Genomic DNA, 21,832 nt, shown 5'->3' with positions numbered 1-21,832 from the left:
ACACTGTTCCCCCACACAGATGTTTCAACGGATTTATATTCGATACTATCATGTATTATAAATAAAAAATAGCCATCATTCGATGTCTTTGTGATTATTTTTATTGCATATTGTAATTCTTCAAAACCAATGGACTCGGTAGTTGGATTTTAGAGCAACTGTGTCCTCCATAGCGTTGCTTACGAAAGAGTGTAATTAACATTTTTTACAAAATATTGTTTGCCGTCCCTCTTTTTCATTTTCTTCAAAAAAGACTACCTTCCAATTATCAAATTGAGCTAACAATTCTTTTGAATAAAGCTTATATTGATTGGATACTCCCTGATTTTCATCTAGTGGTGGCTGATAAAAGGTTTCCATAAAAAAATAACCATCATCTCTTATGAGTTTCTTAACAATGGGGAATAAAGAGCGATCTAGGTAATAAGAAATAACTATTAAATCATAAGGGCTATTAGGCCAATTTAATTTATCTAATCTCGTTAGATCGGCCACCTGAGGGTACAAGTTAAGATTATTTTTTACTGAATAATCTTGAATAAAGTTGATAGCGACATCCGAAATATCCAACGCCTCAACGCTATAATTCATTCCCGCAAGGAAGAAACTGTTTCCACCTAAACCACAAGCTAAATCAAGGGCAGTTCCTCCCGAAAGATATTTAGACAAGTTCATTAATCTTGGATTCGCAGCAGGTTCCTTCAACTGCTCTAAGCGTTCTTTATGCTTAGAATTCCATTTTGTTTTTGAATTCATTTTGAGATCCCCTAATATTAGTATTTTCATAATACTCCATCTTATTTTTATTGCAAAGATTATGTTGTTCAATCCTATACTTAGATATAATCAGTAAGGTATTTATTAAAGAAATTTAGATTAAGTTGGTGTTTTTATGAAAAATTCTATTTATATTGATAAAATGCAAAAAGAAGATTGGGAGCAAGTCAAGGCAATCTATCTTGAAGGAATTGCAACCGGCAATGCCACCTTCCAAAAAGAGGCTCCCTCTTGGGAAGAATGGGACAACGGGCATATAACAAATTGTCGTATTGTTGCCTGCTTAGAAGGTACTATTTTAGGATGGGCTGCTCTAAGTCCTGTATCTAGTCGAACAGTTTATTCGGGTGTTGCCGAAGTAAGCATTTATGTTAGTCAAACCAGCAGCGGGAAAGGCATAGGCAGTAAGCTGTTACAGGCTTTAATTGATATGAGTGAAGAAAGAGGATTTTGGATGCTTCAATCTAGTATTTTCCCTGAGAATGCTCCTAGTCTCCAATTACATATAAAATATGGCTTTCGGGAAGTTGGCAGACGCGAGCGTATCGGTAAAATGGATGGTATTTGGCGGGATACGACTTTGTTAGAAAGAAGAAGCAGTAAAGCTGGAATATGATAAGTATAAAATCTTTTTGTGGTCACGTATCTTTTTGCGTGACCATTTTTTCTATTTCCTCCTTTCCACGGCCAAAAATATCTATTAATTAAAACGTTTACCAGGTTGGTCTAAATCTCCTTCTTATTCAATATTTATAAGGAGAAGTTAGTTTCCTATAAAAAATCCGAATAATAAAGGAGCGTTCAAAGGTGGTTGTTATTCATTTTTTAGAAAATAAATCTATCGTTTTAAGTCAGTTGCGATCAACGATTCCTTCGGTCGATGAGCCGATAAAAATAAAAGGAAAAAAAGGAAAAGTTGTTGGTATTAAGAAAATTGATGAAAAAGTCATTCATGTATACGTAGAATTTGAAAAAGTTGTGGTTAAAAATCAACCCGCTGCAAAAGAAGTCAAAAACAAAAAAAGATAAATCTATTGTATTAAAAAAGCCAGCGAGTTCATACACGCTGGCTTTAATAAGATTGAATCCCAAAATGGTCCTTAACCATTTCTTTAAATCTTTTAGTATCGATTTCCTGTTTAGTAACTTTTCCATTATCCCATACTGTAAAAGAAGTATCCGTTAGAATCATATTCCCACTATCCGTTATTCTAGTAATTAATGGTTTTTTGTTAAAAGGGGATTCTGGGTGCTCTATAATGATTTTTTGTACTTCATTTAATTTAGATACATCTTTTATTTGATCTGTAGAATCAAATACATATCCCAATTTCCAATCCTTGTCTTTATACTTTAATTTCATAAATAAAACATTATCACCTTGCTCAATATCTACTCTCTCTACTCGAAATTCTCCATTACTGGACTCGATAACCTCGCCTGTAAATGGAACAGGTTTTAAAGGTAAGTTCCCTCCAAAACCAGAATCAATGAGATATTGTTTTCCATGGTGGGTAATGATAATAGCGACGTGTGTCCTCCCAAACGTATTCCATCGTTGACTAGCTTGGTTATAGACCACTCCGCGAACTAAAGCTGCCTCAAAACCATTTTCCACTAAAAATAAGTAAAGGATGGAATTTAGGTCATAGCAAAGCCCGCCTTCGTTTTTTTTGATTATTTTACTAATTAAGTTCTCTTTTGTAATTTCAGTTGTTTGATTCTTGATGATACACAAATTTTCAAACGGGATTGATTTCGCAGTCTTTTCCAAGACATGATCCAATTTTTCAAAAGTAATGACTTCCCTATCAAGCAAACCGATTCTTCTCCTAAATATAAGATTAAAATCACCCATTACACGACTCTCCCTAAAATCATTTTTCGAACGTTACCTCTAAAATTATCCAATGCATAAAAATATTTTAAATCATCAAAGATATGGGTACAACATTGTGAACAATTGGTATTTTCTGCAATAAGTTCTGGATTTGAACAATCCAAATAAAAAAAATCAAAATTTTTTTCAAAAATCTTCACTTTAAAAAACATAAAATTCGAAAAACATGTTATATTCAAGTAAATAAAAATTGGAGTGAGACAAAATGAAAGTACAAGTTAATCGAACCTATAATTTTAATGCTGGTCCTTCAGCACTGCCGATTTCCGTTTTAGAAAAAGCTCAACAGGAATTAATTGATTTTCGTGGTACTGGAATGTCTGTGATGGAATTGAGCCACCGCAGCAAGCCCTATGAGGAGGTACATAATCAGGCAATTGACAGTTTACGAGAGTTATTGTCGATTCCGGACAGTTATGAAGTGCTTTTCCTTCAGGGCGGAGCAAGCCTCCAATTTTCTATGATCCCGATGAATTTTTTACATCCTGGGAAGCAAGCCGCCTATGTCATGACTGGATCTTGGTCTGAGAAAGCATTCACAGAGGGCAAATTATTTGGGGAAGTTTACCATTCAGCCTCTACAAAAGAAGGCAAATACCGAAGCATACCAAAGGTTGAAGAATTACAGTATAAAAATGAAGATGCCTATTTGCACATTACATCAAACAATACCATTTACGGCACACAATGGAAGGAATATCCAAACACTGGTGATGTACCATTAATCGCTGACATGTCGAGTGATATTCTTTCAAAGCCGATTGATGTCAGCAAATTTGCCCTTATTTACGCTGGTGCACAAAAGAACCTCGGCCCATCTGGTGTGACTGTTGTGATTATTCGCAAGGATTTGCTTGCTCAAGCAAACACAAACATCCCTACGATGTTAAAGTACGGCATACATGCAAAGAATAATTCCTTGTATAACACACCTCCAACCTTTGGCATTTACATGCTTGGCGAAGTCCTAAAGTGGGCTATGGAGTTAGGCGGATTAAAGGCCATTTCTGAACTGAATGAGAAAAAAGCGAAACTGATTTATGATGCAATCGACTTTAGTGATGGGTTTTACATCGGACATGCTGAAAAAGACAGTCGTTCGCTTATGAATATTACTTTTAATTTAAAAACAGAAGAATTAGAAAAGCGTTTCTTAGCACAGGCAAAACAAAAAGGGTTTGTAGGAGTTAACGGCCATCGCTCAATTGGTGGATGCCGCGTGTCAACTTATAATGCAGTGCCATTTGAAGCGTGCCAAGCATTCAGTGAGTTTATGATTCAATTTCAAAAGGAAAATAATTAGAATAAACGAATGGACCCCATAGACAGTATTCCTATGGGGCTTTTTTTATTTTTACACATCTCCTTTACTTTCGCCTTTTTCTTATTCAACTAACAAGCTATCGAAAAATAATATAGAAAAAAGGCGGGTGATAACTGTGACGGGAGCACTCATACTCATCGCTTTTGGGTTTTTCTTCCTACTGTTGGGATGGATCTTTTGGGGAATGGATGAAGATACAGGAGAACCATTCTGGGTAGCTTTATTAGAGACCTTATCGGATATTTTTTCTGATTTTCTTCTTGCTAGTTATCGAACAGTGGCGTTGATTTTTTGGACTATCGGCTTATTAGTCGTGGTACTTGGCCTTATTTCCATAAAACACCCTGATCTCTTTGATATTCTTTTACATCGATAGACCTTAGTAAGGGCTGGCCCGGCTTCGCCAACACACATCTATTTCCGCCGAATATCCCAATCAATTCAAATCATCCTTTAATGGTGATGAAAAAAATGCCAATCCTTTGTATTTTGTTAGAAGGATTGGCATTTTTTATTACCTAAACTGGCAATGGTCAATTGGCGGACCTGTAAAATCATATTTGGGGAATCTGTTTGTAAGCTAGCTTCTGGATGATTTCCTGATGCTGCGGATACTTTGCTAACAGCTCCTCTTGGGTAAACAGTTCAAAATCCTGAAAATCAAAGCCTGGCGAAACCATACAACCAACCAGGGAGTATGCATCATCCTCCATGACTGACGAGCCAAAGATTGAATTCTTTGGAACCAAAGCTTGGAGAACCTCTCCCTCCTCCAAATTCAACCCCAATTTCATTTCTTGATATTCGCCGTTTTCGTGAATGACGTGAATGGTCAGCGAACTTCCAGCATGAAAATACCATAATTCATCAGATTTCAATCGGTGAAAATGAGAAACATTTTCAGACGTAAGAAGAAAATAAATGCTTGTATAAAGCTTTCGCTGCCCCTCGTATTGAACGGTTAACTCATGATCAGTAACCTTTTCCCCAGATTCATAAGTACGTTTGTAAAAACCACCTTCAGGATGTGGTTCAAGTCCTAGCTTTGTTACCCAATAATCCACTTCATGAATTTTCATCGCAAAAGTCCTTTCCTTTTTTATGTATAGAAAAAATAAACTCACCAAAATATACTATACCAAAGAAATCATAAATAAAAGAGCTCGAATCATCAAGCTCCTTTGTCTGTACGTCGCTTTATTGAAAAAACATGCTTTTGTAATTTACATGGTTGTTTGTTCTGCATATTTTTTAAAATTATCTAAGATTGCCTGCCAGCCCTGTTGCTGCATTTCAACTGGATTCATGGTTTCGGCATCAAAGGTTTCAATGATTTCTGTTTCGTTGCCTTGACCAATAAAGGTAATATTTACTTTTCTTCCATCGCCAAGAGTATAGGAAATACTCTCATTTAATTTTACTTCATCATAAGTGCCGCCGAAATCAAATCCAAAACTGCCATCTTTCGCTTCCATTCTGGAAGAAAATTTACCGCCAGCCCTTAAATCATTCTCAGCACGTGTCGTATGCCAGTCATCAGAAGCTTGATTCCATTTTGTAATATGTAATGGCTCGTTCCAAAATTCCCATACTTTATCTACCGGAGCCTGTATTGTTGCCTTTACCGTTACTTTTGCATTATTCGTTGTTTCCAATTCATTTTCCACCTCTCTAAATATCCTTAAATTCATACTGGAGTAAGCACCACAAGTTGCATGAATCTATTATACTAACCAATCACTGTAATCGCAAACAAATAATGTCCACCCCACACGGACATTCAAAGCAAATTGTCCACGAACGGTGCCTGACACCATTCAATGACACCATTCACAAAAAATATCCCTTCATGCCGAAGAATCTTTATTGATTCTAAAGACTGGGGAGGGATATTTTCATTTAGTTTATTTAATTTTCGACACTTAAATTCTTGTTTTCTTTTTTTAGCAAAATGCCCATAGGAATATAAGTGATTATACATACCAAAAATGCGACAATTTCTAAATTAATATAATACATGATCCCGGTGCCGAAATAGGTCAAGATTGTTTCGGTTTCCGATGGATTCGCGATGAAAAAAAAGTTCGTGCCAAGCAATTGGTTCAAGAAAAATATCGGTACGGCAATGAGGTTGATAGTTAAAAAACTTGATAAAATGGCTTTTCTAGGAACTCTGTAACCTTCAAATAGGATAAAATACATGACGGCTAAAGGAATGGCTGCATGACGAAGAAAATATCTGATAAACCGGAAATGGGGAAATTGGTGGACAATATCTGGAGAAATCATACTTAATATCGGTGGAAGCAACCCGATAAAAAATAACAAATTAAAGGCCTTTTGACTTCTTTTGAAATATAGGTACAGCGCAAGAAAGGTACTTAGGGAACAGATCTGCAATGGAAGATCGCTAAACTCATAATCATGAATTAAAATTAAATACAATTGAATAGATAACTCACCAAATAGTAACATCGCAAATATTGTCCATTTTATCATGGCCTGGTAATGTTTAAGCTTTTTTCTGTAATACACGAAAGCAAAAAATGTAGTAAAGAAGATGAATAACGTAACAATATGGGGCATGGAAAACAACTTGAAATCCCGCATTCCAGTAACAGAAAACATGATTTCATCACCTCATTCTGCCAATAAGATCTGTTTACCTCCATTATATTCAACAACAAAAAATCAAGTTACGATTTATTTGGTGACTAGGAATGGATATATTTTAAAGAAAAATAGAGCGGTCACCTAAAAGGCACCGCTCTAAAAACAGAATGCTTATAAAACTTATTCGAATAAAGGGGTGACTGCTTTTTCATTGTGAACACGGTCAATCGCTTCTACCAGCAATGGCGCAACGGATAAAGCAGTAATTTTACTAATTCTTTTTTCTTCTGGGAGTGCAATCGTATTTGTTACCACTAATTCTTTAATAGGTGAATTTTCAATTCTCTCAATAGCCGGCCCGGAGAATACAGGGTGAGTGCAGCAAGCATAGACCGCTTTTGCACCCTTCTCCATTAAAGCTTTAGCACCTGAGGTAATGGTTCCGGCAGTATCAATTAAATCATCAATAATAATCGCATTTTTCCCGTCGATATTCCCAATAATGTTCATGATTTCGGACACGTTATGTTCTGGCCGTCTCCGATCAATTAAGGCAAGCGGAACATTTAATAGCGTCGCCATTTTTCTCGCTCTTACTACACCGCCATTATGCGGGGCTACAATGACGATATCATCTAATTCTTTTTTCTCAATATACTCGGTAAGGATTGGAATACCTGTTAGATGTTCAACCGGGATATCAAAAAAGCCTTGAGTTTGCACAGCATGAAAGTCTAAGGTAATGACCCTCTTCGCTCCAGCAGTTTCTAAAAGATTGGCAATTAATTTCGCGGTAATCGGCTCGCGCGATCTCGCTTTTCGGTCCTGACGTGCATAGCTATAGTAAGGCATAACAACGTTAATGGTTCGGGTCGAAGCTCTTTTCAAGGCATCAATCATGATAAGCAGCTCCATAATATGCTCATTATTAGGCTCGGAAGTGGATTGCACAAGAAACACGTCACTTCCTCGCACACTTTCCTCGATGCTTATTTGGATTTCTCCATCAGCAAATCGTTTTACGGAGCATTTCCCCAGCTCACAACCCAAAAGTTGCGCCATCTCGCTCGCCAATTCACGATTTGAATTCAATGAAAACATTTTAAAACTCTGTTTAAGTTGATAAGACACCTTAAATCCTCCATGCTTCGTTATTTATCATTATTTAATCCTGTCCATTTTTCTATTTTACATGAATGAAGGCCTAAGCGACACCCCTTTAACTCTGCCATTTTTTTTAATTAATGAAAACACAAAAATTATTCAATTTCAAAGAGGATATTCGCTTATTGTTGTAGAATTCTGAAAAGTAACAACGTTTTGTGAGGAGTGGGGAGAGTTGAAAATAAAAGTAGTGATGGATAGTGGAAAAGAATATGTAATTAACGAGAAGGATTTTTCATTAAATGACTTTACCGCTTCCTTTTATACTGATTCCCCAAATGGTTCAAGAATTTTGAATAATACGCTTGTATACTTGGATGGTGAAGAAAAAATCGTAATAAACCCAACGCACATTTCGTCGGTTGAGGTTATTGAAAAGTAATTAGAAAGCCCTCTAATCTTAGATAGAGGGCTTTCTAAAGTTATGCTACTTTTTTAATGTCTATTTTTTTACCTTCCTTAAGCTGCTTCCTATAATCAGCAGTTGCTGTGAAAAGTACGTCTGTAGATGAGTTTAGTGCCGTTTCAAAAGAGTCTTGTAAAACTCCGATGATAAAGCCTACTCCAACAACCTGCATAGCCACATCAGCTGGAATTCCGAATAAGCTGCAGGCTAAAGGAATCAGTAATAAAGAACCGCCTGCAACCCCAGAAGCACCGCAAGCACACACCGCAGACAGTACGCTGAGGATAATAGCCGTAGGAATATCCACGTGAATACCAAGAGTATGAACCGCTGCAAGTGTCAAAACAGAAATCGTAACTGCTGCACCAGCCATATTAATGGTGGCACCTAAAGGAATAGATACAGAATACGTATCCTTATCTAAATCAAGATTTTCACATAATTTCATATTAACAGGAATGTTTGCAGCCGAGCTGCGTGTAAAGAAGGCTGTAATTCCGCTTTCTTTTAAGCACTTAAAAACAATCGGATATGGGTTCTGACGTATTGCCGCGAACACAATGATTGGATTGACTACCAGTGCCACAAAGAACATACAACCAATCAAAATAGCAAGTAATTTTCCATAGCTTAGTAAAGAGTCAAGTCCATTAGTGGAAATAGACTCAATGACAAGGCCCATGATTCCAAATGGGGCGAGCTTAATTACCCACGTAACTACTTTAGATACCGCATCTGAAAAATTAGAAATCATTGTTTTTGTAGAATCAGGAGCATTTTTCAAAGCCACTCCAAGGACAACAGCCCATGCTAAAATACCAATATAGTTGGCATTATAAATAGCTTTTACCGGGTTATCAACAACATTCAATAGCAATGTTTTGAGAACCTCTACAACACCGCCAGGAGCCGTTACATCTTCAGCGCCCTTTGCTAGTGTTAAGCCTACAGGAAATATAAAGCTTACAATAACAGCAAAAAGTCCCGCTAAAAACGTTCCTAAAAGGTAAAGGAAAATGATGGACTTCATATTCGTTTGCTGACCTCTTTTATGTTGAGCGATTGCCGACATAACCAAGAAAAGTACTAAAATAGGTGCTATTCCTTTTAATGCCCCAACAAACAAAGAGCCTAAAATGACTAAAGGCTTGGCTACTTGTGGAATTGCTACAGCAAAGATAATGCCTATAATTAAACCAACAATGATTTGTTTTACCAGGCTAATTCGATTCCACTTTATCAATAGATTTTTCATTAAAATTCTCCCCCATTTATATAAATTTCACCATTTCCCTATCGTTAAATTTTCTCTTTCGAATCTCTTATGTGTGGTTTTTAGAGATTCATAATTTTCATTTGAAAAATAAATATGTTCTCGTAGAATTAAAAGAATTATGAACAAATATTATTATAATGAATATTTTGATATATTACAATAGTGTTAAAATTATTTAAGGAGAAACCGCCAGACATTTTCTAATTATTGTATGCAGGTTGGAACACTTGAAAGCCAATTGCCTACTTCTATGGAATCTACTCGATTTATTAGTGTCCTAAACTGAGCCTCTTTTCATGCATTTTATAAACAAGCTTTCAAGTCTATGCATATCCTAATGTTGAACAACCATTGACAGGGGGTGAATTTCATGGGTCATCATTGTCATTGTAATGGTCATTGTCACTGCAATATTTTTGGAATATTTCTTGGATTTTTAACAGGAGTGGCATGGCTGCTACTTGCATTATTGGGGTTCATTAGTGATTTATGTGGACTAATAGGTCTTGGAGGAGTACTAGGTAATATCTTAAACATCCTAATTGCTTTAATTGGATTCCTTGCCTTTCTCTTCTTTGGTTTATGCATATTTAAAAAAGCCTGGCGCTGTTGCAAATAACTAATGAATAACAATAGTCCTGGCTCAATCCTTGTGTGCTGACAGTCTCTTCTTAGAGACTGTTCCTTAAAATAAAAAAAGCTGTCATTACAGCTTTTTTTGGCTTACTCTAATTTTTTAACCATATTATACCATATTACACCACCATGTTCCGATCTAGATACACCCATGTTAATATATCCATATTTTTCATAGAAGCCAATTAGGTCTTCTTTACAGGTGAGTGTAATTGTTTTACGTTTGTTTGCTCGTGCTTCTTCTTCAATTTTCGAAAGTAACGCTGCTGCCACACCACGTGTTTGAAAATGTGGAGTAACTGCTATTCCTAAAACAGTTTGATGACCGCCAGACGGTGGATTTGCCTTAATTTCACTAAATAAGTCATCTGTTATGAATGGTGTTTCGATGACAGGACCATTGACAAAACCTACAATAAAACCATCTTTTTCAGCAACAAAGAAACTATCCGGAATGGTATGAATACGCTTTTGAAACGCTTCTTTTGTGGCAGCCTCTTCTTTTGGAAAGCACAGTTGTTCAATGATAATAATTTCAGGTAAATCTTCTGTTTTTACATTTCGTATATGCAACATTGAATACATGCCTCCAAAATAGATTAATAATTTTATATATTAAATTCCTCTCATACATAATATCATGTGTTTTCGACCATAAAAACAAAAAAAGAGGCATTCTTTAAAAAAGAATAACCTCTTCTCCCTTTTTGCTTATAATTTTGCTTGTACTGATTGAAGCTTCCGTTCCATTGTATTTTCTTTGTCACGGCGATCATCAATTCGGATATTGGTACACACTCTTTGCAAGCCTTTCTGAAATGGAACTTCATGAATTTCTTGAACGACTTCAAGTAATAATTTTATATCTCCTTCTATTAAAGTACTCATCGGGGTTAATTGATACTTTACTCTTCCCTCATACTGATGAAGAACTCTTTGAATTTCAGCTACATACTCACTAACACTTGGTGATCCGGTCCCAACTGGAATCACGGTAATATCAATAATAGCCATATTTTTTTCCTCCTGCGTTAAGGGTAATTTCTATTTGTCTGCTGTCAAAGATATCCTACCACTACTTTTCCATGAACTCCAGTACCGTACCCCTTAATAGGTTAGCTGGATCCATATTCAGCTAACCTATATTTTAAAAATACCATTCACCAGCCATTATTTAACCGGTGTTAATTGTACAGATTCGTGAGTTTCGATAATGTCTCCTTCGTCACAAAAGAATGTATAATCACCAGTGCCAATTCCTCCTGCACTGCCAAGAATTGTATTAACTTTGGCTGAAACACTGTCCCCGTCATATACAAAGAAGTTAGAGCCGCTTCCTAATGCATGTGCTACATATCTGCCTGCAGGGATATCCTTGCCTACCACATATTATTTTTTTGGGGCCCCTTCTGCTTTTTGCAGCTGACCTGTTGCAGATGCTAACTTTGCTTGAGTATCTTTAAGTTGTTCCTCTGCATCTGATAGTCCTTTTTTTGCTTCCACCAGCTTGGCCTCAATATCTTTTCGACCATCTGCTAATTCCTTATCTAATGTGCCTTTAATATCCTTCAGCTTCGCTTCTGAATCTGCAAGTTCATTTTGTGCTGAATCCTTTTTATCGATGATGGCTTTCGCTTCATCCCTATCTTTTTTTAAGGATGAGCTTACCTTCTTTAACTTGCTAATTTCTTTATCCAATGCCGTGATATCCATTTTCTTATCATGAACCGTTGTCTCTGCTCCGCTTGAACCAATTCCTGCTCCAATAAAGATTAAGACAAACGCACCAAGGATCATACCTGTAATTTTTAAATACTTTTTCACTGTAAATCCCCCTTGTATTTTGTTATCAAATTTCCTACAAACTGAATTATATAAAAAAGGATGCACCAAAAACGGCACACCCTTACGAATATAATTGATTCATTTTCTCAACTTCATCTTTCATCTTCTGAACTATTGACGGTGGGGATAGGATTTTGGCTTTGCTGCCCCAGCCGCGGAGCCAATTGTAAAAACCTTCGCCAACAATGGCTTTGGTTTTTAGAATAAAGGTATCATCGTCAACTTTCTTAATATCCGCTTCCAACCCGAATTTATCAATTATTGGGTTGATAAGACCTTTATCTCTAAACTCAATCACGACCCATTCCCCCTGCCCGGAGAACATATGAAAATTGATATGCAAGTATTCGTCGATATTATAGTCCTTACTTTTGAAGCGCTGATCATTTACTTCAACATCTCTCATTTTATCGACGCGATAATTACTTAATCCTTCCTTATTATCCTTTTGGCCAATCATGTAATAGAAGCCTTTGTCCCATATGAGGCCATATGGGAGATAAGTATACTCCTGCCCATTTCGATTTAGCTCAAACGTACGGTCCATATTAAATTTTCCATATTTAAATGTAATCACTCTTTTTTCATCAATAGCTTGATGGATTTTATCAATATACACTTTTGTTAAATGATAAATATGATTCATGGATTTGTTGTACTTGATCGGGCTTGGCAATGTTTTGGCGATATGCTTACTCGTAAGCTGGTTTAGTTTGTTAATCATATTTTTAGCCTGCTCCTCTGTTACAAAACTGGCCGAAAGAATCGCATCAACCAGCATTCTAAGCTCATATGTTTCGAAAAGTCTGGATTGATGACTATAAACAATTTTTCCGTACTTTCCCCCTTCTTGGAGAATTTCAAAACCGCTCTCATTTAATGATTCGATATATCGTTTTATCCTTTTTTTATCAATTGGATCAATAGCGTCTATAGCAAGCTGCAGTTTATCGATTAAATCCACCATTGATAATTTGTGTTCTTCGTCTGACTCTTCTAACAGAATTTTTTTAAGTGCCAGTATCTTTGTTGTATTTGGAACATCCGCCATAGGAAATCCTCCGGTAAAAATATTTTTCTATTTGTCCATTTTAATAGGAATAATTATTTCAATAATAGTCCCCTTTTCATCGCTCCAAAAATGGACGCAGCCGTTATGGTTTTCGATAATTTGCTTGGATATCCATGATGCCCATACTCTATTAATAGTTGTCTCTTTTCCGTCTTTATTTTTTCAACAGGACTGTTCATCTCTCTCTATCAGTTCCTTTACCAAATTTATCTATTAAAAAGCCAAGATGAGGTTAAATCTCATCCTGGCTTGTGTTTAGCTCAATTTGTTTGTTTCTCAAGAAAATCATCCTCTTATTTAAGATAAAAGCGTTATTTCTTTTATCCCAATTTATATTCTAAGTTTTTCCATTAAATTTTTCAATATGTCTCAGAGTTTAACTTGCAATTAGTACCTATATTTAATACCTAAGTACTAATCTAAAATTGAATTTTTGTCAAAAAAAAAGAAGTAGTCAGGAACTACTTCAATCAGTACTATAAAAAATAAGGAGGAAGTACAATTATTATGATATTAAATTGGATAATTTATTCCAAAAAAAGCCCTTAAGCTGCCTAAAATTTGCATTTCGGACATGGCTGAAAGTGGTTTTTAGTCTTACCACAGTAATGACACTTATCCGTGTCCTGGTTTCCGTTCTTATTTTTCCATTGATCAAAAGTGATTCTGCCAGAACTTTCATCGTTTAAATACTTGATATAATCTTTTCCATAAATGTGAATCAAATGTATCACCTCCAAGTGCTTACTATAAATGTATGCGCTTACATCCATTGAAAACACTGAGATTATAAAAAAATTCACCGCGAAAGACCTATATCCAATAGTTTTGACCATTGGAAAAGAAAATGAAGTAACCTCCCCGTTTTGATATGTGGAGGTTTTTTTCATACTTGTTACACATTTTCTGGCACTTATTACGTATTTTCGGATACTTACTACCTATTTTAATAAACTTTCGACATTTACCGGAAATTACATGGAAATCCCATAGTCTAGTTCACTTAAAACATCCAATTAAAAAAACCATTACCTCAGGTAAAAGAGGTAATGGCTTTAGGAGAATTATATAGCTTCAGAAAGCTTATTCACGGCTTTCGACTTTCGCTCCGCCTGACTTTTTTTCAAACTTAACATTGCCATAAACGAAATACAATAAAGGACGGCAAGATAGCTCATGGCGGTGGTTACATTCGCATGCTCTAATATGAATCCTACTAAAATGGGAGATAATCCACCCAGCGCTCTGCCAAAGTTAAAAATCGTATTCGTGGCTGTGCTGCGAATTTCAATTGGATAATAATAACTGATTAGTGCACCATAGCCGGCAAACATTCCATTTGAGAAAAATCCCACTATGGCACCCCCAATTAACACTCCTGTACTGCCAGACGCATACGAATAGAAAAATACAGCCACTGCTGACGCCAGTAGGAAGATTCCATATGTCCGCTTCATACCTAGACGATCCATAAATTGTCCAAAGGTTAACATTCCTATTATCATTCCAACAGCCGTGCTGATGGTCCATAGAGCCGAACCAGAAACGGATAAACCTTGTGATTGCTGCAGCATCGATGGCAGCCAGATCATCAAACCATTATAACCTGCAATTTGCACTGTTGCCATGATGGCTAGGGCAATGGTGGTTGTTGCAGTTCTTCGATTCGCAAATAATTGCTTCAACTTTCCTTGCTTATCAATATTCTGTTTCACTTTTTTTGATTCCAGCCATTCTGGTGATTCATCTAAATTCTTACGTACGATAAAGGCAAAGATAACTGGAATTACTCCAATGAAAAACAATCCTCTCCATCCCCACACAGGAAGGATAATTGCACTTAGTAGAGCCGCAAGGATGACACCAAATTGAGCACCTACACTAACATAAGATGAGGCGCGTCCTTGTTTATTCTTTGGCCATGCTTCTGCCACCAGCGTCATCCCGATTCCATATTCCCCTCCGGCACCTAGGCCAGCTATAAACCTAAAAATGTATACTTGTTCAACGTTGGCCGCTAAACCGGTTAAGGCCGTTCCAATGGCAAACAATATTATTGTATAAGTGAAAACTTTTACTCTACCAAACTTATCGGCAAGGATTCCGAAAATCATTCCTCCAAAAAGCATTCCTAAATTCGTAATAGAAGAAATAAGTCCGCCAGTTGCCATGCCAATATGAAATTGTCCAATTATCATCGACATCGCGAAGGATATAAACATAATATCCATTCCTTCTAGCGTTAAACCTGCTACAGATGCTACTACCGTTTTTTTCTGATAATTCACTTATGCATTCTCCTTCCAAGCCTCTCTGGACTATGATTAAAAGATACTTTTGCAAAATAAAATACCCTTCCGTCCAAAAAGACAAAAGGGTATCATATATCAAAAATCATATACGATGTTTACTTTCGCCTTTTTGGCCTCTCTGGACCAAGTTAAAGGGAATTTATTTTTTCTAATACTAACATGTAAATAACCGATTTGACAATAAAAAACGCCATTAATTTTCTTTTTACGATATTAAGACAAATAAATTTACATAAAATTTAAATGGTTTTCATATATTTTAGGGATGAGAAAAGTAGAATATTGATGAAAGGTGGAGTTTACATGGAGAACAATATTCATGTCCTTTATAATGGGAAGAAATATGTAATTCTTTATAAATACAATTCTGGATACTGTGAAATAAAGGAAATCGGAAGTTTTTATAATATTGAATTGGTTCATTCATCTGAATTAGAAAATATAAACTAAAATTTGGGGAAGCTTTAACTATGGTCAATTTTTAAAAAGCATATAGTATGTTTTGGAGATGTTATATGGATAAGACTCAGGATCACGTGTCACAGAATATAGCACTATCCTATTTGAGAAAGTATGTAAATATAAGTATGTCTAAGATGCCCCGAATCACTCCAGAATCCATTGGTTTAGGTATATTACTTGCTTTAGTTGGAGGATTTTTGGATGCCTATACGTATGTTAGCAGGGACGGGGTTTTTGCAACTTCTCAAACTGGGAACATTGTTTTGTTTGGAGTGGAAATGGCACAAGGACAATGGAAACAGGGGTTAAAGCATTTTCCTCCGATTGTGGCATTTGTTATCGGCGTGCTTGTGGCCGAGGGACTAAAACACCCCCATATTATGAGAATTTTCCCCTATCCGGCCCGCTCCGTTCTCTTTTTAGAGGGCCTTGTCCTAGTCATAGTTGGAACCTGGCCGCCCCAAGTTCCAGATATGATTGTCACTGTAACGATTGCCTTCGTCTCATCCGTACAAATTTCAGCTTTTCGAACATTGGTGAAATGGCAATTTAATTCAGCGATGGTCACAGGGAATTTGCGGACAGCCGCAGAAGCAGCCTACACGGCACTTGTAATGCAAGACAGGCAAAGTGTCATTCAATTTATTGACTTCACAATCATCATTATTTCTTTTATTGGTGGTGCCTTTATTGGTGCTGTATCCACTCTTCATTTTGGATTTAAAGCGATATGGATTGTCTCAGCCATCCTCATTTGTGCCATGCTTGTTTTAAACTCCAATCCTAAAACCTTGCTGAATAAGGGTTGATATTTTTTATATAAAATGGCGGTTCCTTATAAGGAACCGCTATTATTTTTAGGACCCTTCACCAAGATATCGATCAAAAAACGTTACCATTGCCTTATAGGCAGTTGTTTTATTTTTTTGTTTTTCGATCGAGTGGCCTTCATCATCAAAGCGAATAAAATCTACAGGGTGCTGTCTATCCTTTAGTTTCGTAACGATTTGTTCAGATTCTTTGATGTGAACACGGGGATCCGTTTCTCCGTGAATCACTAATAGCGGGGTGGAAATTCGTTCCGAATGATGCAATGGATCAATTTCATCAAAAAATTCTCCGTCTCTTTCTATGGTCCCGTATTCAATTTCCCTATGTTTCTTACGCCAAGGGCTTGTAGTTTCAAGGAAAGTTCTAAGGCTGGACATTCCGACAATATCAATACCAGCCGACCAAATCTCTGGATGGTGACTTATAGCAGCAAGAACCAAAAAGCCCCCATAGCTGCCACCCATGATCCCGATTTTTTTTTCATCGATATTCCGATTCACCTTCAGCCATTCCACTAAAAAAATCAGATCCTTTACTGCGTCCATTCTATTTTGGACATCATCCAAATGGGTGAAGGTTTTTCCATATCCTGTACTCCCCCGCACATTAGGCGTACATACAGCATAACCCTGGTTTAGGAAATATTGCAGGACTGGGTTATAGACTGCACGCGATTGGCTTTCGGGGCCGCCATGGAGATAAATGACAACTGGAGATTTTTCTACAATTCTTTGTGGCATATAATAAAAAGCTGGGATTTCTAGGTTATCAAAAGAACGAAAGGATATTTGCTCTGGCTCCACTAATTTTTTATCCAGAACTGGCGAACGGGAAACATACGTAAGCCTTTCCGCTTTTATGGTATTTAGGTCAAGTTCCCAAATATCAGAAGGATAGGCCGGGCCCTTAAACGTATAGGCTAATTTTTGGTTATCTGGAGAAAACTTCAGATTGGATATAACCCCGATTGGCGTTTCCCACGTATAAAGGAAACTTCGGTTCATGTCTAAAAGGATCCCTCTGGATATACCAGCCTCATTTATTGTAAAGGCTGCCATATTCTTATCTTTATCCATAGACAATCCTTCAAAATCCCATTGCCCCCGTTCGAGCCATACGAAATGTTTGGTTTTTATATTGATAAGGGCAAGCCCGTAAAATTCCCTTTCTTTATTTGATAATACATAAAGATGATCTCCATCTTTATTAAAGTGAGCATCTTTAAAGCTCGCTTCACCCTTATGCTCGGTTAACCAATTCGTAACCCCGGTTGAAAGGTCGAGTATTCCCAAATCATTATCTAATGGGGAATTTATCTTCTGGACCAAAAGTGATTTACCATCCGGCGTCCATTTAACAGAGGAAAAGATCCCCTCTCCAGCCAATAAAAGCCGAATCTCTAATGTATCAAGACTTTGAATATAGATATCAAAAAAGGTTGGATTTCGGCGATTACTTGACCATGTAATCCATTTACCGTCAGGTGAGGTACCGCCAAAACGGTGAATATGATCAGGAGATTTTGTAAGCTCCTTTAGTTTTCCATCGTTCCCAAGTAAATACAATTGCTGCTTCTCATTTCCGCCTGTATCCATTCCGATAATTTTATTTGAGGTGCCTGTTACATAACTTACAAACGTGATTCTTTCGCTGGTATAGGAAGTTTGGACCGGCCACTCATCCCCTAGATTGATTTCCCATACTTGCGGGATACCCGTATAGTCAGCTATAAAGCTAAGTTTGTGACAAGTCGGATCGTATTCGGGATATTTAGCTGAGCGAACATGCATGTATGGTTCTATCCCTATGACAGACATAATCCTCCCCCTATTTAATTTTTTTCTCTCATGTAAGTTATGAAAACAGCCCTTTTGAAGTGTTTATATATAAAAAAAATACACAATTTTTTTATTAAAAGCCTCATAAGATTGATTAGTTTAATTGGTATGGTTATTAAACAAAAATGAAAACAATTTTTGAACAGGCTGTTTAAAAGCCGTTTCACAATTTAAATAGACTTAGTAGAATGTATTAATGAATTTGATAGGAGGTGTTAATTTTTGGATGTTTCACAAAAGCCTATAGTAGTATTAAGCAGCGGTCCCATCACATTAAATCCTAAAACGAAAGGAATTTTAGTTGAGATACTAAATATTAGCCTAAACGACAAAAGAAAAGTAATCATTGAAATCAAGAACTGGACAAACAATCCACCTCAAGAGTTTGACAAGTTTGGATTTCTATTTGGTAAACAAATTAACCCTGCAGAAATTGGCGAAGCAGTAAGAAATGAAATGGATACTGAAGCAAGTAAAACAGGAAGTTCTCAACTCCCCATTCAATTTAACGATTTGACCATGACCTTTCCACCCATTATGGAACCATTCATATTTACTATCCCTGCACAAAATCGTCTTTCGATATTAGCTTTCCCTCCTAATCAAATGAATCCTAGTGTTTATGAAGTCCGTCTCTATCTTTTCAACCCTGTGAACCTTATTTATAGTAGTTTTGGTTTAAGTGACGATGGTGTTCCACAAGAAGGAAATACGATATTTAGCAAACAATTTGTTCCAAATCACCCTTTACCACCTTTTTCGATGAACCAAATTATTCCTCAGAGACCATTTTAATAAATGGTTTACTCCGAAAAGACAAGAATAAAATTATTAGTTGAATCATGAGAAATACTGGTAGCCAAAAATAGCTCATTAAAAAAGCCAGATGCACTATGCCTCCGGCTTTAACACTATTAAAATTATGCTAAATCATTATGTCCCATAGAAACGCTCATTTATAACGCCGGAACCTTCATACAGCTTTTAATAAATTCAACAAACAAATTGTTCATCACTGGGTTTGTACTTGCCATTGATTCTGGATGCCATTGAACACCCATTGTAAATGTTGTTGAATGAATATACTCAACTGCTTCAACGATACCATCGGCTGACCGCGCAACTACGCTTAAATCACTGGCCACCTTATCAATCGCCTGATGGTGAAGACTGTTGACTCTGACAATATCAGTATCCAAAATCTCAAATAGCTTACTAACTTTTGAGATAGTTATCCAATGAGTATCACGGCTTCGGTCTATTTTCTGCGAGTGCTGGATTGGTTTATTAACTTGACTAGGGATATCCTGAATTAATGTACCGCCAAGGGCCACATTTAATATTTGCACTCCTCTGCAAATCGCCAAAATTGGAATATTATTCTGGATTGCATGCTGTACAATGGCCATCTCAGCCAAATCCCGCTCCGGTATGGTTGGTCCTAATTCTGGATGGGGATCTTGACCATAAAATTGTGGATCAACGTCCTCTCCCCCACTTAGGATTATACCGTCGCATAATCCAATTGTTTCTAAAGCTATTTCAGGATTAAGAAATGGCAGGATAATCGGGATTCCGCCATTGGCGGCAACACTTTTATGATAATCATGATGGACATATACGCCTTCCATGTAATCGTTATGGTTCACATAGGCGCCGGTTATGCCTATAATAGGCTTCTTTTTCATCGTAATTTCCCCCTTATATTGTTCTTACCCTAACTCTATTAATAAATCTTTTTTTATTTTACCATTATCAAGCTCGATACTAACTTAATAAAAACACTTTTTCAAAAAAGTTTATATTGAAAATTACACTTTACTTGAAATGGTTAGTGTGTATTACTCTGATAAGCTTTTTATATTAAACATGTTATAATGTCCTAAAGGTAATTTTGCATAACAAGATAAAATCAGCATCCTAGGAGTGTGATTTTTTGAATTATAAAGTTGTCATCTTTGATATAGACGGTACAATCCTTCCACACGGAAAAACTCTTAGCAATGCCACTAAGGATGCAATCCAGCGGTTAAAAGAGAAAAATATGAAAGTGGTCATTGCTACGGGAAGAGCCCCTTATTTTTCTGAATCGATTATGGAGGAGACCGGTGTCGACTCATTGATCTTTTTTAATGGTTCGTATGTTTTTCATGAAGGAAAAGAATTATTCAAGAACACGATTGAGAAGCAAGTATTAAATAAAGTGCATATGTTGTCACATGATAATCAACATGCCCTGACATTTTTAGCAGGAAAGAGCTTCAAGGTTACTGATTTAAGCCATCCATTCGTCAAGGAGGCATACATGAATGATTCTTGGGTGCCGGAACTCGCCCCGCCCCAATTTTGGATGGATCAGGATATTTATCAGTTGTTCCTTCATTGTGACCTAGAAGAAGAGTTATACTATCAAACCATGATTCCGGAATTGGATTTCAGAAGATGGAGTTCAGGGGCAAAAACCTGTGATGTGAATTTGACCAATTCTAACAAAGCAGTGGGCATTACTAAGCTGTTAGAGAGAATCGGCATTGCACCTGACGATGCGGTTGCCTTTGGGGATGGATTAAATGATATTGAAATGCTTTCGCTTGTAGGAATGGGTGTTGCGATGGGGAATGCCCGAGATGAAGTAAAACAAGCCGCCAATATGGTAACCCTTTCCTCCGAGGAAGACGGAGTCCGCTACGGATTGGAACGGCTTGGATTAATCTAAACGATTGTTTATTAAAGGCGTGATAGAAATGAATTTAACATTTGATGTGATTCCAGAAGAAAAAATCGATTACTGCCGGGATTTATGCAATGAGCTAATGACCTTTCAAAAGTCGAAAGCATACATAAAACCGGAATTGTTTGACACAATGAGTTTTGAAACTCGGATGATTCCTTCAATAAAAAGTGCGCTTCAAAACTATATAGTGGTCGTTAAAGATGAAGATAAAATCGTAGGTTATGTCTATTCAAATATCTCTCCAAAAGAAGCATATTCGAATGGTTTCGCCACTTTTTTTGATCTTTCAACTGTAAGTAAAAAAAATGTCGGTTGTTTATCCCAATTTTATATTAAAGAAGAATACCGACAATACGGCGTTGGTTCCAAACTTTTTAATATGTCCATGGAATGGCTGCAGCAATTTGAGGATGTCGAAGATTATTTTATCTATGTCTCAAATGGCAATGATGATGCTTTAGATTTCTACAATCGAAAAGGCTTTTCCGTTAGTCATGAAATATTGGATGGTTTTATCACAGTTTTACGTAAAAAAAGGGCTTAGAGTTTTCCTCTAGGCCCTTTTAAATATAGAACAACAATAATTAGAATGATAAATGCAATTAAGAATAAAGGACCAACTCCTGACCTAAAAACGATGTA

General features: G+C 36.6%; 27 protein-coding genes. 11 read left to right on the top strand and 16 right to left on the bottom strand.

Features of this window, described 5'->3' with window-relative positions:
• Positions 1-195: 195 nt before the first annotated feature.
• Complete coding sequence (locus AC59HZ_RS15540; RefSeq protein WP_496546709.1) at positions 196-756, bottom strand: class I SAM-dependent methyltransferase; 561 nt, start codon at positions 754-756, stop codon at positions 196-198.
• 136 nt (positions 757-892) lie between these two features.
• On the opposite strand from AC59HZ_RS15540, the gene AC59HZ_RS15535 reads away from it, so the two are divergent.
• Positions 893-1,393: a GNAT family N-acetyltransferase gene (locus tag AC59HZ_RS15535; protein WP_496546708.1), complete on the top strand. Its 501-nt coding sequence runs from the start codon at positions 893-895 to the stop codon at positions 1,391-1,393.
• 191 nt (positions 1,394-1,584) lie between these two features.
• The gene (locus AC59HZ_RS15530) at positions 1,585-1,806 is read left to right on the top strand and encodes a hypothetical protein (protein ID WP_496546707.1); all 222 of its coding nucleotides are present in this window, start codon (positions 1,585-1,587) and stop codon (positions 1,804-1,806) included.
• A gap of 43 nt (positions 1,807-1,849) precedes the next feature.
• Here the strand turns inward: AC59HZ_RS15530 and AC59HZ_RS15525 are convergent, their stop codons facing one another.
• Positions 1,850-2,635: an arylamine N-acetyltransferase family protein gene (locus AC59HZ_RS15525; RefSeq protein WP_496546706.1), complete on the bottom strand. Its 786-nt coding sequence runs from the start codon at positions 2,633-2,635 to the stop codon at positions 1,850-1,852.
• Positions 2,636-2,882: 247 nt separating this feature from the next.
• On the opposite strand from AC59HZ_RS15525, the gene serC reads away from it, so the two are divergent.
• Both serC and AC59HZ_RS15515 read left to right on the top strand, forming a co-directional pair.
• Positions 2,883-3,980 carry a 3-phosphoserine/phosphohydroxythreonine transaminase gene (gene serC, locus AC59HZ_RS15520; protein WP_496546705.1) on the top strand — a complete coding sequence of 366 codons (1,098 nt, stop codon included), beginning with the start codon at positions 2,883-2,885 and terminating at the stop codon, positions 3,978-3,980.
• 127 nt (positions 3,981-4,107) lie between these two features.
• Positions 4,108-4,377 carry a hypothetical protein gene (locus AC59HZ_RS15515; RefSeq protein ID WP_496546704.1) on the top strand — a complete coding sequence of 90 codons (270 nt, stop codon included), beginning with the start codon at positions 4,108-4,110 and terminating at the stop codon, positions 4,375-4,377.
• Positions 4,378-4,555: 178 nt separating this feature from the next.
• Here AC59HZ_RS15515 and AC59HZ_RS15510 read toward each other — a convergent pair whose 3' ends face one another.
• The 4 genes from AC59HZ_RS15510 to AC59HZ_RS15495 form a co-directional block, all read right to left on the bottom strand.
• Positions 4,556-5,080, bottom strand: coding sequence for a cupin domain-containing protein (locus AC59HZ_RS15510; RefSeq protein ID WP_496546703.1), 525 nt, complete (start codon positions 5,078-5,080; stop codon positions 4,556-4,558).
• A gap of 144 nt (positions 5,081-5,224) precedes the next feature.
• Positions 5,225-5,692 carry an SRPBCC family protein gene (locus AC59HZ_RS15505; RefSeq protein ID WP_496546702.1) on the bottom strand — a complete coding sequence of 156 codons (468 nt, stop codon included), beginning with the start codon at positions 5,690-5,692 and terminating at the stop codon, positions 5,225-5,227.
• A 217-nt stretch (positions 5,693-5,909) separates the two neighbouring features.
• A complete protein-coding gene (locus AC59HZ_RS15500) occupies positions 5,910-6,629 on the bottom strand; it encodes a YwaF family protein (RefSeq protein WP_496546701.1) in 720 nt (239 codons plus the stop codon).
• Between the two features lie 165 nt (positions 6,630-6,794).
• Complete coding sequence (locus AC59HZ_RS15495; protein ID WP_430062870.1) at positions 6,795-7,745, bottom strand: ribose-phosphate diphosphokinase; 951 nt, start codon at positions 7,743-7,745, stop codon at positions 6,795-6,797.
• Positions 7,746-7,953: 208 nt separating this feature from the next.
• On the opposite strand from AC59HZ_RS15495, the gene AC59HZ_RS15490 reads away from it, so the two are divergent.
• On the top strand, positions 7,954-8,160 hold the full coding sequence (locus AC59HZ_RS15490) for a hypothetical protein (RefSeq protein WP_430062867.1): 207 nt from the start codon (positions 7,954-7,956) through the stop codon (positions 8,158-8,160).
• Between the two features lie 40 nt (positions 8,161-8,200).
• On the opposite strand, the gene sstT is transcribed toward AC59HZ_RS15490, so the two are convergent.
• Positions 8,201-9,439: a serine/threonine transporter SstT gene (gene sstT / locus AC59HZ_RS15485; RefSeq protein ID WP_496546700.1), complete on the bottom strand. Its 1,239-nt coding sequence runs from the start codon at positions 9,437-9,439 to the stop codon at positions 8,201-8,203.
• Positions 9,440-9,830: 391 nt separating this feature from the next.
• Between sstT and AC59HZ_RS15480 the strand changes: the two genes are divergently transcribed.
• Positions 9,831-10,079, top strand: a complete 249-nt coding sequence (locus tag AC59HZ_RS15480) for an ABC transporter (protein ID WP_496546699.1) — start codon at positions 9,831-9,833, stop codon at positions 10,077-10,079.
• Between the two features lie 104 nt (positions 10,080-10,183).
• Here AC59HZ_RS15480 and AC59HZ_RS15475 read toward each other — a convergent pair whose 3' ends face one another.
• The 7 genes from AC59HZ_RS15475 to AC59HZ_RS15445 form a co-directional block, all read right to left on the bottom strand.
• Entirely contained in the window at positions 10,184-10,672 is a 489-nt protein-coding gene (locus tag AC59HZ_RS15475) for a GNAT family N-acetyltransferase (RefSeq protein ID WP_496546698.1), read from the bottom strand.
• A gap of 135 nt (positions 10,673-10,807) precedes the next feature.
• Positions 10,808-11,110, bottom strand: coding sequence for an MTH1187 family thiamine-binding protein (locus tag AC59HZ_RS15470; protein ID WP_430062860.1), 303 nt, complete (start codon positions 11,108-11,110; stop codon positions 10,808-10,810).
• A gap of 156 nt (positions 11,111-11,266) precedes the next feature.
• Positions 11,267-11,482, bottom strand: coding sequence for a hypothetical protein (locus AC59HZ_RS15465; protein ID WP_496546697.1), 216 nt, complete (start codon positions 11,480-11,482; stop codon positions 11,267-11,269).
• Between the two features lie 3 nt (positions 11,483-11,485).
• Positions 11,486-11,920 (bottom strand): hypothetical protein, encoded by a 435-nt coding sequence (locus AC59HZ_RS15460; RefSeq protein ID WP_496546696.1) that lies wholly within the window; start codon positions 11,918-11,920, stop codon positions 11,486-11,488.
• Positions 11,921-12,002: 82 nt separating this feature from the next.
• The gene (locus tag AC59HZ_RS15455; protein WP_496546695.1) at positions 12,003-12,992 is read right to left on the bottom strand and encodes a helix-turn-helix transcriptional regulator; all 990 of its coding nucleotides are present in this window, start codon (positions 12,990-12,992) and stop codon (positions 12,003-12,005) included.
• Positions 12,993-13,045: 53 nt separating this feature from the next.
• The gene (locus AC59HZ_RS15450) at positions 13,046-13,192 is read right to left on the bottom strand and encodes a hypothetical protein (RefSeq protein WP_496546694.1); all 147 of its coding nucleotides are present in this window, start codon (positions 13,190-13,192) and stop codon (positions 13,046-13,048) included.
• Between the two features lie 885 nt (positions 13,193-14,077).
• Positions 14,078-15,301, bottom strand: a complete 1,224-nt coding sequence (locus tag AC59HZ_RS15445; RefSeq protein ID WP_496546693.1) for an MFS transporter — start codon at positions 15,299-15,301, stop codon at positions 14,078-14,080.
• 327 nt (positions 15,302-15,628) lie between these two features.
• On the opposite strand from AC59HZ_RS15445, the gene AC59HZ_RS15440 reads away from it, so the two are divergent.
• Complete coding sequence (locus tag AC59HZ_RS15440) at positions 15,629-15,775, top strand: hypothetical protein (protein WP_496546692.1); 147 nt, start codon at positions 15,629-15,631, stop codon at positions 15,773-15,775.
• 65 nt (positions 15,776-15,840) lie between these two features.
• Complete coding sequence (locus tag AC59HZ_RS15435) at positions 15,841-16,596, top strand: YoaK family protein (protein WP_496546691.1); 756 nt, start codon at positions 15,841-15,843, stop codon at positions 16,594-16,596.
• Between the two features lie 48 nt (positions 16,597-16,644).
• Here the strand turns inward: AC59HZ_RS15435 and AC59HZ_RS15430 are convergent, their stop codons facing one another.
• Positions 16,645-18,435 (bottom strand): S9 family peptidase, encoded by a 1,791-nt coding sequence (locus AC59HZ_RS15430; protein ID WP_496546690.1) that lies wholly within the window; start codon positions 18,433-18,435, stop codon positions 16,645-16,647.
• Positions 18,436-18,678: 243 nt separating this feature from the next.
• Here AC59HZ_RS15430 and AC59HZ_RS15425 point away from each other — a divergent pair, with 243 nt between their 5' ends.
• The gene (locus AC59HZ_RS15425) at positions 18,679-19,251 is read left to right on the top strand and encodes a hypothetical protein (protein ID WP_496546689.1); all 573 of its coding nucleotides are present in this window, start codon (positions 18,679-18,681) and stop codon (positions 19,249-19,251) included.
• A 161-nt stretch (positions 19,252-19,412) separates the two neighbouring features.
• Here the strand turns inward: AC59HZ_RS15425 and AC59HZ_RS15420 are convergent, their stop codons facing one another.
• Complete coding sequence (locus tag AC59HZ_RS15420) at positions 19,413-20,144, bottom strand: gamma-glutamyl-gamma-aminobutyrate hydrolase family protein (protein ID WP_496546688.1); 732 nt, start codon at positions 20,142-20,144, stop codon at positions 19,413-19,415.
• Positions 20,145-20,392: 248 nt separating this feature from the next.
• Here AC59HZ_RS15420 and AC59HZ_RS15415 point away from each other — a divergent pair, with 248 nt between their 5' ends.
• Together AC59HZ_RS15415 and AC59HZ_RS15410 are read left to right on the top strand one after the other, a co-directional pair.
• Positions 20,393-21,172 carry a Cof-type HAD-IIB family hydrolase gene (locus AC59HZ_RS15415; RefSeq protein WP_496546687.1) on the top strand — a complete coding sequence of 260 codons (780 nt, stop codon included), beginning with the start codon at positions 20,393-20,395 and terminating at the stop codon, positions 21,170-21,172.
• Between the two features lie 28 nt (positions 21,173-21,200).
• On the top strand, positions 21,201-21,734 hold the full coding sequence (locus tag AC59HZ_RS15410; RefSeq protein WP_496546686.1) for a GNAT family N-acetyltransferase: 534 nt from the start codon (positions 21,201-21,203) through the stop codon (positions 21,732-21,734).
• Positions 21,735-21,832: the final 98 nt, after the last annotated feature.

The sequence above is a fragment of the Neobacillus sp. DZ-9 genome (assembly GCF_059587065.1).
The sequence above is the reverse complement of the archived record's forward strand: the minus strand, read 5'-3'. Positions and strand labels throughout refer to the sequence as shown.